The organism is Saccharothrix sp. DSM 118769 (genome assembly GCF_052936295.1).
The window spans coordinates 2,269,477-2,284,172 of the sequence record NZ_CP193627.1 but is presented as its reverse complement, the minus strand read 5'-3'; the positions used below and the strand labels follow the sequence as shown (position 1 = coordinate 2,284,172).

The following is a 14,696-nucleotide window of genomic DNA, read 5'->3' as shown; positions in this document are numbered from 1 at the left end:
ACCACGACTCCGGACAGCAACGAAAGGGGAACGCCGTGCGCGTGCTCGGCATCAACGCGGTCTTCCACGACCCCGCCGCGGCCCTCGTGGTCGACGGGGAGGTGGTCGCCGCAGCGGAGGAGGAGCGGTTCTCGCGGCGCAAGCACGGCAAGCGCCCGGTGCCGTTCTCCGCGTGGGAGCAGCCCGAACAAGCGGCCCGGTGGTGCCTGGAACGCGCGGGGCTCACCCCCGCCGACCTGGACGCGGTCGCCTACTCCTACGACCCGGACCTGGTGGAGCCCAGCGACGTGCCCTGGGAGGACCTGCGCACCGAGTACGCCCGGCGCGCGCCGCGCTTCCTGGCCACCGCGCTGCCCGGCCTCGACCCGGCGATCGTGCGGTTCGTGCCGCACCACGTGGCGCACGCCGCGTCGGCGGCGCTGGCCGCGCCGTTCGCGGGCGACTGCGCGGTGCTGGTCAACGACGGCCGCGGCGAGTGCCGCTCGCACCTGGCGGGCAGCTACCGGGGGCACCGGCTGGAGACGCTGGCCGCGCAGCACCTGCCGCACTCGCTGGGCCTGTTCTACGAGGACCTGACCGAGCACCTGGGCTTCCTGCGCTCCAGCGACGAGTACAAGGTGATGGCGCTGGCCTCCTACGCGAAGCCGGTGCACCTGGACCTGCTGCGCGAGCACGTGTACGCGACCGACGACGGCGGGTTCGCCGTGATGCCGCTGAACTGGTCGACGCTGGCCAAGAAGCGCGAGCCGCACGAGGAGATGACGCGCGAGCACGCCGAGCTGGCGGCGAGCGTGCAGGTGCGGGTCGAGGAGGTGCTGCTGGACCAGGTGCGCTGGCTGCACGAGCGCACCGGGCAGAAGCGGCTGGCGATGGCGGGCGGCGTGGCGCTGAACTGCGTGGCCAACACCCGGATCTTCGCCGAGGGGCCGTTCGACGAGGTGTGGGTGCAGCCCGCCGCCGGCGACTCGGGCACGGCGCTGGGCGCCGCCCTGTCGGTCGTGGCGGACTCCGGCGAGCCGGCCGCCCCGATGCCGGGCGCGGACCTGGGCCGCTCGTGGACCGACGACGAGATCCGCGAGTACCTCGACAACGCCAAGATCGGGTACGAGGAGCCGGAGGACGTGGCGGTCGCCGTCGCCGAGGCGCTGGCCGACGACCAGGTGGTCGCCTGGTTCCAGGGCCGCAGCGAGTACGGGCCGCGCGCGCTGGGCCGCCGCTCGCTGCTCGCGCACCCCGGGCGGGCGGAGAACCTGGCCCGGCTCAACGAGGTCAAGGGGCGCGAGCAGTTCCGGCCGATCGCGCCGATGGTGCTCGCCGACCGGGCGCGGGAGCTGTTCTCGCGCGGGCCGTTCCCCAGCCCGTACATGCTGTTCGTGCACGACGTGGCGGAGGGGTGGAAGGACCGCATCCCGGCCGTCGTGCACGTGGACGGCACGGCGCGCGTGCAGACCGTGGACCCGGCGACCGAGCCGCTGATGGCGCGCGTGCTCACCGAGTTCGACCGGCTCACCGGCGTGCCGGTGGTGGTGAACACCAGCCTGAACACGGCGGGGCGGCCCATGGTCGACGACCCGCGCGACGCGCTGGAGTGCTTCGGCTCCGCGCCGGTCGACCTGCTGGCCATCGGACCGTTCGTGGTGCGGCGATGAGCGTCGACTACGCGGTCGTCATCCCGACGATGGGCCGGGAGAGCCTGACCCGGGTGCTCGACGCGCTGGAGCACGGCTCCGGCCCGCCGCCGCGCGAGGTGATCGTGGTGGACGACCGGCCCGAACCCGGCCCGCTGCCGCCCACGCACGGCGCGCGGCTGCTGCGCACCGGCGGGCGCGGCCCGGCCGCCGCGCGCAACGCCGGGTGGCGCGCGGCGTGCTGCGAGTGGGTGGCGTTCCTGGACGACGACGTGCTGCCGCCGCGCGACTGGAAGGCGCGCCTGGTCGCCGACCTGGAGGACCTGGGGCTCGACGTCGGCGCGTCGCAGGCGCGGATCACCGTGCCGCTGCCGGAGGACCGCAGGCCCACCGACTGGGAGCGCGGCACCGCCGGGCTGGCCGACGCCCGCTGGATCACCGCGGACATGGCCTACCGGCGGGCGGCGCTCACCCACGCGGGCGGCTTCGACGAGCGGTTCCCGCGCGCCTACCGGGAGGACGCCGAACTGGCGCTGCGCGTGCAGCGGCACGGCTACCGCATCGTCACCGGCGAGCGGGTGACCGTGCACCCGGTGCGCGGGTCGGACTTCCTCGCCAGCCTGCGCCAGCAGCGCGGCAACGCCGACGACGCCCTGATGCGGCGGCTGCTCGGCCCCGGCTGGCGGGAGGCGATCGGCGGCGCCCCCGGGTTGCTGCGCCGGCACGCGGTCACCACCGGGGCCGGTGTGCTGGCCGTCGCGTGCGGGCTGCTCGGGTGGCGCGGGGCGGCCCTCGCGCTGGGCGGCGCGTGGGCGGGGCTCACCGCGAAGTTCGCCGTCGAGCGCATCGCGCCCGGACCGCGCACCGCCGACGAGGTGGCCCGGATGGTGGTGACCAGCGCGGCCATCCCGCCCGCGGCCTGCCTGCACCGGCTGCGCGGCGAGCTGCGCCACCGCGGCGCCGAGCCCGTGCGGCCGGACGCGCTCGCGACGGCGCCCCGACCCCGGGCGGTGTCGCGATGAGGATCCTCGTGCTGCGCGCCCTCGGCCTCGGCGACCTGCTGACGGCCGTGCCGGCGCTGCGCGGGCTGCGGCGGGCGCACCCGGACGCGGAGATCACGCTGGCCGCGCCGGGCTGGCTGGCCGACGCGGTGGCGCGGATCGACGCGGTCGACGTGCTGCTGCCCACCGAGGGGCTCGTGCCGATCGAGTACGAGTCGCCCGACCTGGCGGTGAACCTGCACGGGCGCGGACCGGAGAGCACCGAGCTGCTGCGCGCCACCCGGCCGCAGCGGCTCATCACGCACGGCGCGCACGTGCCGTGGGCCGAGCGGCAGCACGAGGTGGTGCGGTGGTGCCGGCTGCTCGCGCAGTTCGGCATCGCGTGCGACCCCGCCGACCTGCACCTGCCGCCGCGCCCGCGCACCGGCGCGATCGTCGTGCACCCCGGCGCGTCGCACGGGTCGCGCCGGTGGCCCGCCGCCCGGTACGCGGCCGTCGTGCGGGAGCTGGGGCCGAACGTCGTCGTCACCGGGAGCCCGTCCGAGGCGGCCCTGGTGCGGGCGGTCGGGCGGGGCCGGACCCGGGTCGGCGACCTCGGCGGCCTGCTGGACCTCGTGGCGGGCGCGCGGCTCGTGGTGTGCGGCGACACGGGCGTGGCGCACGTCGCCACCGCCTACCGCACCCCGTCGGTCGTGCTGTTCGGGCCCGTGCCGCCCGCCCTGTGGGGGCCCCGGTCGGGTCCGCACCACGTGCTGTGGCACGGCACGACCGGCGACACGTTCGCCGACCGGCCCGACCCCGGGCTGCTGAAGATCGGTGTGGGAGACGTGCTGGCGGCGGCACGCGCACTGCTGGGAGGTGGACCGTGGCCAGGATCGGAGTCGTCGGCGCCGGCTATGTCGGGCTGACCACGGCGGCGTGCTTCGCGCGGCTCGGGCACACCGTGGTGTGCGCCGACGTCGACGAGGCGAAGGTGTCCGCGCTGTCGCGGGCGGAGGTGGGCGCGCACGAGCCCCGGTTGGCCGAGCTGGTCGCCGACGGGCTGGCGTCGGGGCGGCTGCGGTTCGTGCTCGGCAACCGGCCCGCGCTGTCCGGTGTGGACTTCGTGTTCGTGTGCGTGCCGACGCCCACCGGGCCGGACGGCGAGGCGGACCTGTCGTTCGTGCACGCGGTGCTGGAGGAGGCGCGGGAGGAGGTCGGGCCGGACTGCGTGATCGTGATCAAGTCGACCGTGCCGGCGGGGACCACCGAGCGGGTGGCGGCGGTCGTCGACCAGCCCGTGGTGTCCAACCCGGAGTTCCTGCGCGAGGGGCACGCCGTCGACGACTTCCTGCGCCCGCAACGGGTCGTGGTCGGCGCGCCGGGACCGCGCGACGGCGGCGCGCGCGACGCGGCGGTGCGGGTGGCCGAGCTGTACGAGGGGACGGGCGCGCCCGCGATCGTCACCGACAGCGCGAGCGCCGAGATGGTGAAGTACGCCAGCAACTGCTTCCTGGCGATGCGCTTGTCCTACGTGAACAGCCTGGCCGAGCTGTGCGAGCGGGTCGGCGCGGACATCTCCGACGTCACCGAGGGCATGTCGCTCGACGACCGGATCGGGTCGGCGTTCCTCGAACCCGGTCCGGGGTGGGGCGGGTCGTGCTTCCCCAAGGACACCAGCGCGCTGCTGTCCACGGCGGACGCGGTGGGTGTCGACTTCTCCCTGCTGCGCGCCACCATCGGCACCAACCGCCGGCAGGCGGAGCGCGTCGTCGGGCTGGTCCGCGACGCGGTGGGGCCGTTGCGCGGTGCGCGGCTGGCGCTGCTGGGGTTGACGTTCAAGGCCGGGACCGACGACCTGCGGGACTCCCCCGCCCTGGCCGTGGCGGAGCTGCTGGCCGCCGAGGGCGCCGTGCTGACCGGTTTCGACCCGTGCGTGGCGCGGGACTGCGGCCCGGTGCGGGTGACCGGTTCCGCCGAGGCCGCCGCCGAGGCCGCGGACGGGGTCGTGGTGCTGACCGAGTGGCCGGAGTTCGCCGAGCTGGACTGGTCCGACCTGGCCGCCGCGATGCCCGGCCGGGTCATCGTGGACACCCGCAACCTGCTGCCGGCGGACAAGGTGGCGGAGGCCGGGTTCCGCCTGGTCACCCTGGGGCGGCAGGCCGCCTGAGCGACCGGTGGCGCGGTGCCGGGCGGCGCCGCGCCACCGGGCGTCCCGGGTCAGGTCCTGGGGTCCCAGCGGAAGAGGCGGGTCGAGGCCGCGTGGGCGGCGGCGGTCCAGAGGACCAGGGAGACGAGGGCGAGGACGACCTGGCCGGTCGGGCCTCCCCAGGCGGCGCGGACCAGGAGGCCGACGGCCCCGCCCGGCACGAAGGCGACCCAGTCGTCCACCTCGCCCGCCGTGGCGACCACGCTGCCGAACACCAGGGCGACGAAGTAGGGGCCCGTGGTGATCTGGGCCATCTCCGCCGTGGACGTCACGCCGCTGGTCAGCACGGCGACCGCGCACGACATCGCCGCGCCGCCGACGACCGCGAGCAGGAACAGGCCGGGCCGCTCGGGCCACGGCGCGCCCGCCGCGAAGCTGACGCCCAGCAGCAGGGCGGTCTGCGCCACGGCCAGCAGGACGACCGGCAGCAGGAGGCCGGCGAGCACGACGGCGTCCGACGCGGCGCTGGTGCGCAGCCGCTTGAGGTACAGGTCCTGGCGGCGGGCGGTCAGGGCCGTGGTCGCCGTGAGGTAGACGGTGAACCCGAGGGTGAACAGGAGCTGGAACGCGATGGCCGCCGCCCAGCCGCCGTCACCGGGCTTCACCAGGGCGAAGTAGGCGCCACCGGCCAGGGGCAGCAGGAACGCCAGGGTGGCGGCGGTGCGGTTGCGCAGCAGGAGCTTCAGCTCCGCGGTGCCCAGGGCGGTGACCATGCCCAGGGGTGAGGTCGTGGTGGTCACGCGGCGGCTCCTGCGGTCGTGCGGGCGGCGTGGAAGACGTCTTCGAGGGACGCGTGGTGGGCGCGGACGCGGCCCAGGCGGAGGCCGGCCGACGAGGCCCACGCGAGCAGCGAGGCCAGGTCGTCCTGGAGTTCGGCGGTGCGCACCTCGACGCGGCCGTGCGGCCGGTGCAGCACGTCGCCGGTCAGCATGGGCAGGGCGCTCACGTCGAGCCCCTCGGGCATGTCGAACGCGATGCGCGCGGGGTGCGCGGCCAGCACCTCCTCGACCGTGCCGGACACCGCGACCACGCCCTCGTGCATGATCGCCAGCCGGTGGGCGAGGGTCTCGGCCTCCTCCAGGTAGTGCGTGGTCAGCACGACGGTCGTGCCGTCGGCGAGCAGTTCGCGCACCACGTCCCACGTGCGCTTGCGCGACTCGGGGTCCAGGCCGGTGGTGGGCTCGTCCAGGAACAGCAGCTCGGGCCGGCCGAGGACGGCGAGGGCCAGGTCGAGCCTGCGGCGCTCGCCGCCGGAGAGCTGCTTGACCCGCACGTCGCGCCGGTGGCCCAGGTCGAGCCGCTCCAGCACGTCGCGCACCGCGCGGCGACCGCTGACGCCGCCCCACAGGGCGACCAGCTCCGCCGGGGTCAGGTCGGCCGGGAAGCCGCTGTCCTGGAGCATGATCCCGGTGCGGGGCCGCAGCGCCGCGCGGTCGCGCACCGGGTCGCCGCCCAGCACCCGCACGGTGCCTGCCGAGGGCGCCCGCAGCCCCTCCAGCACCTCCATGGTCGTGGTCTTGCCCGCGCCGTTCGTCCCCAGGAGCGCGAACAGCTCGCCCCCGGCGACCTCGAAGTCGACCCCCCGGACGGCTTCGAAGGCGCCGTAGCGGCACCTCAGGCCGATCACCTCGATCACCGTGTCCCTCATGGTGACCATGCTCGGCGGCCCCCCGCGCGCCCGGTAGTGCCGCGGCGCACCGGTGCTCGTGACAGATGTCAGCAGACAGCCGTGCGCCCCGGCTCGTACATTCGCCCCGTGACCGGTCTGCGCCGCTTGCGGCACTACACGTGGTGGACGGTGGTGACGGGCGGCGTGGTCGTCGCCGTCGGCACCGGGCTCGACCTCGTGGTCAACGGCTACGGGCCGGTGAGGTCCGCGCTGCTGGCGCTGGCCGTGGTGGTCGTGGTGGTGCAGCACACCCGCTACCTGCACCAGGCGATGGGCGGTCTGGGCCGGGGCGAGGGGCGGCTGTGGGAGCACGCGGCGACGTTCGCGGTGGCGCTGGCCGCGTGGTCGGTGATGGCGAACGAGGGCGGGTTCCTGGTGGGCTGGGCGATGCTGCCCGGCCTGGTGATCGCGCACGTCGCGGCGACGCTCCCGGCCCGGGCGCGGTGGCCGGTCGTGGTCCTCGCCGGCGCCCTGACGGTGGCCGCGGGCGCGGTGTTCGGCGGCGCCGAGCGCGGCGCGGCGGTGGTGCTGGCCGTCATCATGATCGTCACGCTGGTGGCCGCCGACCTGGCGCAGCTGTGGATCTGGGACCTCGCGCAGCAGCTGGAGCGGGCCCGCAGCACGGCCGAGGCGCTGGCGGTGGCCGAGGAGCGGCTGCGGTTCGCCGCCGACCTGCACGACATCCAGGGCCACCACCTCCAGGCCATCGCGCTCAAGGGCGAGCTGGCGCAGCGGCTGATCGGCCGCGACGACGGGTTGGCGCGGCAGCACGCGGGCGAGGTGGCCGAGCTGGCGCGCACGGCGCTGCGCGAGACGCGCGACGTGGTGCAGGGCTACCGGCGGGCCAGCCTCGGGCTGGAGATCGCGAACGCGGTGGGCGTGCTGCGCGCGGCGGGCATCGAGACGGCCGTGACCGGGGACGCGGTCGACGTGCCGCCGCCGTTGCAGCCGCTGTTCGGCGCGCTGGTGCGGGAGGGCACGACGAACGTGCTGCGGCACAGCCGGGCGCGGCGCTGCGACGTGGTGATCACCGTGGTGGACGGCCGAGCGTGCGTGCGGCTGCGCAACGACGGGGTCGGCCCGGAGGAGGCGGGGTCCGGGGGCACGGGTCCGGGCGGGCAGGGCTCCGGGCTCGCGGGCCTGCGGGAGCGGTTCGCCGCGGTCGGCGGGCGGGTCGGCACCGACCGCGCGGGCGACGGGTTCGAGCTGGTCGGCACGGCGGCGGTGGGCCGGTGATCCGGGTGGTGCTGGCCGACGACGAGGACCTGATCCGGGGCGCGCTCGTGGCGCTGCTGGAGCTGGAGGACGACATCTCGGTCGTGGCGCAGGTCAGCGACGGCGAGGCGGCGGTGGCCGCGGTGCGCGAGCACCGGCCGGACATCGCGGTGTTCGACCTGGAGATGCCGCGCCGGGACGGGGTGCTCGCCGCCGAGGCGGTGCGGTCGCTGGACGGGGTGGCGGTGGTGATCGTGACCCGGCACGCCCGGCCCGGCGTGCTGCGGCGGGCGCTGAGCGCGGGCGTGCGCGGGTTCGTGCCGAAGACCACGCCCGCCGCGCAGCTCGCGTCGATCCTGCGGGACGTGCACGCGGGCCGCCGGTACGTGGACTCGGAGATCGCCGCCGCCGCGCTGACCGAGGGCACGTGCCCGCTGACCGCGCGCGAGCTGGACGTGCTGCGGCACGCCCTGGGCGGCGGCACGGTCGCGGCCATCGCCGCGGAGGCGCACCTGGCGGCCGGGACGGTGCGCAACTACCTGTCGTCGGCGATGACGAAGCTCGGCGTGAGCACCCGCTACGAGGCGGCGCGGCTGGCCTGGGACGAGGGCTGGATCTGACCGCGCGGGCCCGGTCCCGGGCCGGGTCCCGGTCTCGGGCCGGGTCCCGGGCCCGGTCTCAGGCCAGGTCGACCGGGCGCACCCGCAGCTTGGCGGCGATGCGGGCCAGCGCCTGCTGGTCGGCGGCGGTGAGCGGGTCGAGGACGAACCGCCGCACCGAGCGCACGTGCTCGGGCGCGGCGGCCACGACCACCTCGTAGCCGGCGTCGGTGAGGGCGGCGAGGGTGTACCGGCCGTCGTCGGGGTCGGGCGAGCGCTCCACCCAGCCCCGCTGCTCGAACCGCTTGACCACGTTGGACAGCCGCGACAGGGAGCCGTTGGCCAGGTAGGCCAGTTCGCTCATGCGCAGCCGCCGCCGCGGGGCCTCGGAGATGTGGCTGAGGGTCAGGTACTCGAAGAGGGTCAGCCCGGCCGCGCGGTGCAGCGGCGCCTCCAGCCGTCCCGGCAGCAGCAGGACCAGCGAGACCAGCCCGGTCCACGCCTCCTTCTCGGCCGCGTCCAGCCACAGCTGCTCGTCCGGGGCGTCCCCGCCGGGCTCCGGGGTTGCGGTGGTGGCCATGGCGGCACGATACCGAGCGGCCATGACTTCACGCGTGAAGCGAAAGCGTGCTACGTTTACTTCACACGTGAAGTCAACCGAGAGGACCCCCATGAGCGGGCCGACGTTCTTCGCCACCCCCGGCTACGGCGACACCCAGCTGGCGCGGATGCACTACCACCAGGCCGTCCGGATCGGTGACCGGGTCGAGACCTCCGGCCAGGCCGGCTGCGACGACGACCTGGTCTTCCCCGAGGCCCTGGCCGACGAGATCGCCCTCGCCTTCGACAACGTCGAGCGGACCCTCGCCGAGGCGGGGGCCACCTGGCGCGACGTCGTGGCCGTGGACTCGTACCACGTCCCCGCCTCCCCCGACTCCATCGGCGAGGACCACAACCGCGTCATGGTGGAGCAGTTCCGCGCGCGCACGGGCGACCGCGCGCCCATCTGGACCCAGCTCGGCGTGGCCGCCCTCGGCCTCCCGGGGATGCGCGTCGAGATCCGCGTCACCGCCGTCGTCGGGCACGGCGACTGACGGGACCCCGGGGCTGACGGGACTCCGGGGGCTGACGGGACTCCGGGGGCTGACGGGACTCCGGAGGCTGACGGGACCCCAGGGGCGTTAGCCCCTCGGCCGGGCCGGCTCGACGTGGACGACCTTCACCGCGGTCATCTCGTCGAGCAGCTCGGGCCCGTAGCCGAAACCGCTGCCCGAGGCCCGGCGCGGCTGCGCGGCGCCGCCGGGCGCGCCGCCGAACACCGCGTTGACCTTCACCGTGCCCACGGGCAGCGCCCGCCACGCCCGCTGCGCGTTGGCCATCGACCCGGTCAGCACGGTCGCGGCCAGGCCGTGCTCGTCCACGCACGCCTCGGCCAGGCCCTGCTCGAACGACGGCACCACGCGCACCGGGACCACCGGCCCGAACGTCTCCTCCCGCATCACCCGCATGTCCGGCGTGCAGCGGGCCAGCACGGTCGCCGGGTAGAACGCGCCCTCGCCGTCGGGCACCTCGCCGCCCACCAGCGGCTCCGCGCCGTCGGCGAGGGCCTCGACGACGTGCGCGTGCACGTGCTCGCGGTGCACGCGGTCAACCAAGGGCTGCGGGTCGGCGTTCCACCGGCGCGCCTCCTCGCACAGCGCCGCCAGGAACTCGTCCGCGACGTCCCGGTGCACGAACACGCGCTCCACGGACGTGCACAGCTGGCCCGCGTTGGTGAACCCGCCGAGCGCCGCCTGCCCCGCCGCCCACACCGGGTCCACGTCCGCGTCCACGAGCAGCGGGTCGTTGCCGCCGTTCTCCAGCAGCGCCTTCGCACCGGTCCGGGCGCACGCGGCGGCGATGGACCGGCCGGTCGCGGTGCCGCCGACGTGCGCGACGACGTCGACGTGCGGCGAGGCGGCCAGCGCGGCGCCCACGTCGCCCGCGCCGGTGAGGCCCTGGAGCACGCCCGGCGGGAAGTGCTCCACCATCAGCTCCGCGAGCAGCGCGCCGGTGTGCGGGCAGCGCTCGCTGGGCTTGTGCACGACGGCGTTGCCGGTCACCAGGGCCGCGCCGAGCAGGCCGCACGCCACCGCGACCGGGTCGTTCCACGGCGTCAACGCCACCACCACGCCGCGCGGCTCGGGCACCATCAGGTCGGTGGCGTCGGCCGAGCCCAGCAGCGACCGTCCACGGTGGACCGGGCCCAGCTCGGCGTACTGCTCCAGGGTGGACGCGCCGGCCAGCACGCCCTCGCGCGCGGAGGCGAGCGGCCGGCCGGTCTCGGCCCGCACGGCGGCGGCCAGGTCGTCGGCGGCGTCGCGGACCGCGCGGGCTGCGGCCCGGAGCGCGGCGCCCCGCTCGGCGGCGGGCGTGGCGGCCCACCCGGGCTGCGCGGCGCGGGCGGTCAGGACGGCACCGGCCGCGTCCTCCTGCGTGGCGGTGAGCGGGCGGCCGACCAACCGGCCGTCGAGCGGGCTGTGGACGTCGAGGGTCGGCACGCGCATGTCCGTCATGCGGGCTGGGTACCCGTGCGGCGCAGGGGAAACCACGTGCGAGGAGGAGCCATGCCCGGACGCCAGGAGCTGCCCAGCACCGTCGCCCGCTCGTCGAAGAAGGCGCAGCGGACCTGGATCAAGGCGCACGACTCGGCGGTGGAGACCTACGGCGAGGGCGAGCGCTCCCACCGCACCGCGTTCTCCGCGCTCAAGCACTCCTTCGAGAAGGTCGGCGACCACTGGGAACCGAAGGACGAGAAGGGCCCGTCGGACAAGCAGGCCGCCCGCAGCACCCCGAAGCGGGGGAAGACCGCGGGCGGCGTGGACGCCAACGCCGGCAAGGCCCACCTCTACGACCTGGCCAAGGAGCTGGGCGTGCCGGGCCGCTCGACCATGACGAAGCAGGAGCTGGTCGAGGCGCTCCGGAAGGCCAACGACCGCAAGACGGCGAAGGCCCGCTCCTAGGCGGCGCGTCGGGTGGCCCGTCCCGGGGACGGGCCACCCGCCCGCCTAGGGCTCGCGCCACCCGTGGTCGCCGAGCAGCGGGCTGGCCTGCGGGCCCATCAGCGTCATGCCGCCGTCGACCACGAACGACGCCCCGGTCACGTAGCCGGCCGCCGGGGTGGCCAGGAAGGCCACCACCGCCGCGACCTCGGCCGCGTGGCCGGGGCGGCCCAGCGGCACACCGGGCCGCGACTGCTCACGCGGGTCCACGTCCTCCTGGCCGGTCATCGGCGTGGAGATCTCGCCCGGCGCCACCGAGTTCACCGTGATGGCGTGCTCGGACAGCTCCAGCGCCAGCACCTTCGTCAGCGCGCCCAGGCCGGCCTTCGCCGCGCAGTACGGCGCCGCGCCCACCCGCGGCTGGTGCTCGTGCACCGACGTGATGTTGATGATCCGGCCGCCGTTGCCCGCGGCGATCATGCGCCGGGCGGCGCGCTGGGCGCACAGGAACGCGGCGTCGAGGTCGACGGCCAGCACCGAGCGCCACGTGGCGAGGTCCATGTCCAGTGCCTTCTGCGCGCTGCCGGTCCCCGCGCAGTTCACCAGCACGTCGACGCCGCCCAGCTCGTCGGCGAGTTCGTCCACGACGTCGGCGGCGGCGGGCAGGTCGGCCAGGTCGACCTGTCGCACGGCCGCCCGCGCGCCGCGGTCGCGCACCTGCGCCGCCGTGTCCTCGGCGCCCTCGGCGTCCTGGTGGAACGTGATGCCGACGTCCACGCCGCCGCCCGCGAGGGCCACCGCGATCGCCTTGCCGATGCCGGAGTCGGCGCCGGTCACCACCGCTCGCAGCGGCGTGCCGGCGCGGTCCTGGGGAAGAGGTGCCTCCATGGCCGCGCGGGTACCCCCGTCCGTGTTTGCCACACGCCGCCGGGGGAACGCCTCGGGGGACCGCAGCGGGCCGAGAGGAGCACCGATGAAGGCCGTCACCTGGCACGGCAAGCGGGACGTGCGCGTGGACACCGTGCCCGACCCGGAGCTGAAGGAGCCCACCGACGTGGTCGTGCGGATCACCTCGACCGGGTTGTGCGGGTCAGACCTGCACCTGTACGAGGTGATGGGTCCCTTCCTGGACGTGGGCGACATCCTGGGGCACGAGCCGATGGGCGTGGTCGAGCAGGTGGGCCCGGAGGTCACCGCGGTCAAGCCCGGCGACCGGGTGGTGATCCCGTTCAACGTCTCCTGCGGCACGTGCTTCATGTGCTCGCAGGGGTTGCAGTCGCAGTGCGAGACGACGCAGGTGCGCGAGCAGGGGTCGGGCGCGGCGCTGTTCGGCTACACCAAGCTGTACGGGCAGGTGCCGGGCGGGCAGGCCGAGTACCTGCGGGTGCCGTTCGGCAACACGCTGCCGATCAAGGTGCCGGACGGCCCGCCGGACGACCGGTTCGTGTTCCTGTCCGACGTGCTGCCCACCGCGTGGCAGGCCGTCGAGTACGCGGACGCCCGCGACTCCCTGGTCGTGCTCGGCCTCGGGCCGATCGGCGACATGGCCACCCGCATCGCCCAGCACCGGGGCGTCGGCACCGTCATCGGCGTCGACCTGGTGCCCGAGCGGATGGAGCGGGCCCGCAAGCACGGCGTGACCGTGCTGAACGTGCGCGACAGCAACCTGGTCGACCACATCCGCGAGCTGACCGACGGGCGCGGCCCGGAGGCCGTGGTCGACGCGGTGGGCATGGAGGCGCACGGCGCGCCGGTCGCGAAGCTCGCCCACCAGGCGGTGGGGCTGCTGCCGGACGCCATCGCGGCGAAGTTCATGACGACCGCGGGCGTCGACCGGCTGCACGCGCTGCGGCTGGCCATCGACATCGTGCGGCGCGGCGGCACGATCTCGTTGTCCGGCGTGTACGGCGGCATGGCCGACCCGATGCCGATGCTGACGCTGTTCGACAAGCAGGTGCAGCTGCGCATGGGCCAGGCGAACGTGTGGCGCTGGGTGCCGGAGATCCTGCCGCTGCTGACCGACGACGACCCGCTGGGCGTGGACACCTTCGCCACGCACCACATGGCGCTGGACGAGGCGCCGCACGCGTACGAGATCTTCCAGAAGAAGCAGGACAACGCGATCAAGGTGCTCCTGAGGCCGTGACGCGGGGGTCGGCCGTGATCCGCGCGGTGCGCGCGCCGGCGGCGGTGCTCGCGGTGGCCGGGCTCGCGGTGGCCGGGTGCGGTTCGGGCAGCGAGGACCCGGTGGGGCGGGCCGTGGGCGAGTTCACGTCCGCGGTCGCCTCCGGCGACACCTCGCGCGCCTGCGGGCTGCTGACCGAACGGGCGCGCGAGGGGGTCGACCGCGCCGCGCTGGACCTCCCCGGCGGGGAGGTGCGCGAGGTGGAGGTGCGGGGCGACGCGGCCCGCGTGCGCGTCGGCGACGACGTGCTGTTCCTGCGCGAGTTGGCGGTGGGCCGGCGCGTGTCCGGGGCCGGCTGCCAGGCCCGCGGCGTCTACCTGCGCCAGCGGGGCTCGTCCCAGTCGAAGCCGGTGGGCAGCCCGCACACCGACACCGACGAATCGGGCCGCCCCCGCCGTCACCCGCTCCCCGTCGTCACCACTTCCCCGCTGTCACTCCCCGCGGTCCTCGTCGTCCTCGGGCTCGTCGTCCTCCGCCCCGGCCGAGTCGCGGTTGCGCTCCCGGATCGGGAGGAAGAACCACAGGCTGCCGAAGAGGAGCGCCGCGACGACGCCGAGCAGGATCGCCCACGGGCTGCCGATGATGACCTCGCCGAGCAGCAGCACGGTGCCGGTCATGGCGACCGCGAGGTTGGCCATGCCCCAGATGGCGAACCGGTTCGCGACCTCGATGACGTCCTCGCGCCTGCCTCGGCGGAAGAGGATGCGGTGCCAGGCGGCGGGGGCCGTGAGCAGCGCCACCGACAGGGCCGCGAACAGGATCGTGATCAGGTGCGTCACCCGGATGTAGGTGTCCGCGGACGCGTAGCGGTCGGTGAACGCGATGGACAGCAGGAAACCGAACAGGATCTGCACGCCTGCCTGCGCCACCCGCAGCTCCTGCAACAGCTCGTTCAGGTTGCGGGCAAGTCTTCGCTGGTGGGACTCTTCTGCCTGGCTCACGGCCACCACATACCCGTCGTCCGACACGGTTAACCCCGCATGGCGTGGCGGTGAACGGGGAACACCGGTCGGAAGTGGTCCGGCGTGGCGGGCAGCGGTTCGCCCGGCGGCGGTCCGCCCGGCAGCGGTCCACCCGGCGTCGTCGGCCGCAGCCGCGCGGGCTCCAGGACGCCCGCCGGGCCGGGACCGCCGATCGCGAGGGCCCGCGCGGTCACGATGCCCGCCGAGTCGAACGCGAACAGCCGGTGCGGCGGCTCCGACCCGTAGCGGGACCGGAACCGCCGCGGCA

Annotated in this window: 16 protein-coding genes; 9 read left to right on the top strand and 7 right to left on the bottom strand. The window is 75.5% G+C overall.

The window, feature by feature from the left end:
* Positions 1–35: 35 nt before the first annotated feature.
* Genes ACRAKJ_RS10780 through ACRAKJ_RS10765 form a run of 4 tightly spaced genes read left to right on the top strand, consistent with a single transcriptional unit; the run spans position 36 to position 4,778 of the window.
* Positions 36–1,649 carry a carbamoyltransferase C-terminal domain-containing protein gene (locus tag ACRAKJ_RS10780; protein WP_438920774.1) on the top strand — a complete coding sequence of 538 codons (1,614 nt, stop codon included), beginning with the start codon at positions 36–38 and terminating at the stop codon, positions 1,647–1,649.
* Entirely contained in the window at positions 1,646–2,650 is a 1,005-nt protein-coding gene (locus ACRAKJ_RS10775; protein ID WP_438920775.1) for a glycosyltransferase, read from the top strand. Before ACRAKJ_RS10780 ends, ACRAKJ_RS10775 begins: the two co-directional genes overlap by 4 nt.
* The gene (locus ACRAKJ_RS10770) at positions 2,647–3,537 is read left to right on the top strand and encodes a glycosyltransferase family 9 protein (protein WP_438920776.1); all 891 of its coding nucleotides are present in this window, start codon (positions 2,647–2,649) and stop codon (positions 3,535–3,537) included. The genes ACRAKJ_RS10775 and ACRAKJ_RS10770 overlap by 4 nt, the downstream gene beginning before the upstream one ends.
* Entirely contained in the window at positions 3,495–4,778 is a 1,284-nt protein-coding gene (locus tag ACRAKJ_RS10765) for a UDP-glucose dehydrogenase family protein (RefSeq protein WP_447008926.1), read from the top strand. Before ACRAKJ_RS10770 ends, ACRAKJ_RS10765 begins: the two co-directional genes overlap by 43 nt.
* Positions 4,779–4,828: 50 nt before the next feature.
* Here ACRAKJ_RS10765 and ACRAKJ_RS10760 read toward each other — a convergent pair whose 3' ends face one another.
* Positions 4,829–5,557, bottom strand: a complete 729-nt coding sequence (locus tag ACRAKJ_RS10760; protein ID WP_447008925.1) for an ABC transporter permease — start codon at positions 5,555–5,557, stop codon at positions 4,829–4,831.
* Entirely contained in the window at positions 5,554–6,465 is a 912-nt protein-coding gene (locus tag ACRAKJ_RS10755) for an ATP-binding cassette domain-containing protein (protein ID WP_438926917.1), read from the bottom strand. The genes ACRAKJ_RS10760 and ACRAKJ_RS10755 overlap by 4 nt, the downstream gene beginning before the upstream one ends.
* A 108-nt stretch (positions 6,466–6,573) precedes the next feature.
* Between ACRAKJ_RS10755 and ACRAKJ_RS10750 the strand changes: the two genes are divergently transcribed.
* Together ACRAKJ_RS10750 and ACRAKJ_RS10745 are read left to right on the top strand one after the other, a co-directional pair.
* Positions 6,574–7,722: a histidine kinase gene (locus ACRAKJ_RS10750; protein ID WP_438926916.1), complete on the top strand. Its 1,149-nt coding sequence runs from the start codon at positions 6,574–6,576 to the stop codon at positions 7,720–7,722.
* Positions 7,719–8,321, top strand: a complete 603-nt coding sequence (locus ACRAKJ_RS10745; RefSeq protein WP_438926915.1) for a response regulator — start codon at positions 7,719–7,721, stop codon at positions 8,319–8,321. Before ACRAKJ_RS10750 ends, ACRAKJ_RS10745 begins: the two co-directional genes overlap by 4 nt.
* Positions 8,322–8,379: 58 nt before the next feature.
* Here ACRAKJ_RS10745 and ACRAKJ_RS10740 read toward each other — a convergent pair whose 3' ends face one another.
* Positions 8,380–8,880, bottom strand: coding sequence for a MarR family transcriptional regulator (locus ACRAKJ_RS10740; protein ID WP_438926914.1), 501 nt, complete (start codon positions 8,878–8,880; stop codon positions 8,380–8,382).
* 91 nt (positions 8,881–8,971) lie between these two features.
* Here ACRAKJ_RS10740 and ACRAKJ_RS10735 point away from each other — a divergent pair, with 91 nt between their 5' ends.
* A complete protein-coding gene (locus ACRAKJ_RS10735; protein WP_438926913.1) occupies positions 8,972–9,394 on the top strand; it encodes a Rid family hydrolase in 423 nt (140 codons plus the stop codon).
* 87 nt (positions 9,395–9,481) lie between these two features.
* Here the strand turns inward: ACRAKJ_RS10735 and ACRAKJ_RS10730 are convergent, their stop codons facing one another.
* On the bottom strand, positions 9,482–10,846 hold the full coding sequence (locus tag ACRAKJ_RS10730) for an aldehyde dehydrogenase family protein (protein ID WP_447009097.1): 1,365 nt from the start codon (positions 10,844–10,846) through the stop codon (positions 9,482–9,484).
* 60 nt (positions 10,847–10,906) lie between these two features.
* On the opposite strand from ACRAKJ_RS10730, the gene ACRAKJ_RS10725 reads away from it, so the two are divergent.
* Positions 10,907–11,302, top strand: a complete 396-nt coding sequence (locus tag ACRAKJ_RS10725; RefSeq protein ID WP_447008924.1) for a ChaB family protein — start codon at positions 10,907–10,909, stop codon at positions 11,300–11,302.
* 45 nt (positions 11,303–11,347) lie between these two features.
* Here ACRAKJ_RS10725 and ACRAKJ_RS10720 read toward each other — a convergent pair whose 3' ends face one another.
* Positions 11,348–12,169 (bottom strand): SDR family oxidoreductase, encoded by an 822-nt coding sequence (locus ACRAKJ_RS10720; RefSeq protein WP_447008923.1) that lies wholly within the window; start codon positions 12,167–12,169, stop codon positions 11,348–11,350.
* Positions 12,170–12,254: 85 nt separating this feature from the next.
* On the opposite strand from ACRAKJ_RS10720, the gene ACRAKJ_RS10715 reads away from it, so the two are divergent.
* Positions 12,255–13,427 carry an alcohol dehydrogenase catalytic domain-containing protein gene (locus ACRAKJ_RS10715; RefSeq protein ID WP_438923186.1) on the top strand — a complete coding sequence of 391 codons (1,173 nt, stop codon included), beginning with the start codon at positions 12,255–12,257 and terminating at the stop codon, positions 13,425–13,427.
* Between the two features lie 470 nt (positions 13,428–13,897).
* Here the strand turns inward: ACRAKJ_RS10715 and ACRAKJ_RS10710 are convergent, their stop codons facing one another.
* Both ACRAKJ_RS10710 and ACRAKJ_RS10705 read right to left on the bottom strand, forming a co-directional pair.
* A complete protein-coding gene (locus ACRAKJ_RS10710; RefSeq protein WP_438923187.1) occupies positions 13,898–14,407 on the bottom strand; it encodes a DUF6328 family protein in 510 nt (169 codons plus the stop codon).
* 29 nt (positions 14,408–14,436) lie between these two features.
* A complete protein-coding gene (locus ACRAKJ_RS10705) occupies positions 14,437–14,622 on the bottom strand; it encodes a hypothetical protein (RefSeq protein ID WP_438923188.1) in 186 nt (61 codons plus the stop codon).
* Between the last annotated feature and the right edge of the window lie 74 nt (positions 14,623–14,696).